This window comes from Bartonella sp. CL63NXGY, from assembly GCF_042194905.1.
In the GTDB taxonomy this organism is placed as follows: Bacteria; Pseudomonadota; Alphaproteobacteria; order Rhizobiales; family Rhizobiaceae; genus Bartonella.
In genome coordinates this window covers 1-593 of record NZ_JBHINK010000137.1, presented here as the reverse complement: position 1 = coordinate 593, position 593 = coordinate 1, and the positions used below count along the sequence as shown (strand labels likewise).

Here is a 593-nt window from a genome sequence, read left to right as displayed (position 1 = left end):
TCAACCGCAACTCTCAAACATGGTATTGAAAATCTTTTACGACATTTTATTCCAGAAGTTTTAGGTGTTGAAGCCATGCCGCAATAAACAAGAAATCTTTACAAATATCGATAAAGAGCAAAAGCCATAGCTGCTAAAACATCACCCATGGAGAATTATTTTCTTAGACCACATCGCTCCAATACATAACATCGCTCCAATACACGACCAATCTCCTTGAATGGACTACCAGCGTCTTGATCAGGGCACCTTCTCTTAACGCGCAACGCAAGAAAATTGAAAGAAATTCTTATCTAAAAAAAGCCTCCAGCACAGACAGACGCTTTAGCAAAAAAGCGCTCTATAAACTCTCAAAACATTCATGAATCATGATAATTTATCGCTTTGTCTGCTAAAGAAGGCCCCCGAATATCGTATGATACCCTTCTTTCAAATCCTCTTATATTTAAATCCATAAAAATCATTCGCTCGCACATCACAAGAGAGATCAACATGGGAATAAAAGTCATTTAAGAAAGGTGTAAAAATACCTCTTATGAACGCTCTCAAATACAAGAACAATCGCAACATTGCGAGCAAACAAAGAGTATGAG

At 37.4% G+C, this 593-nt stretch carries 1 pseudogene; it reads left to right on the top strand.

Annotated elements, in window-relative coordinates:
• Nucleotides 1-87 (top strand): annotated as a pseudogene (locus ACFIK0_RS09740) (NifU family protein); the annotation flags it as partial.
• Nucleotides 88-593: the final 506 nt, after the last annotated feature.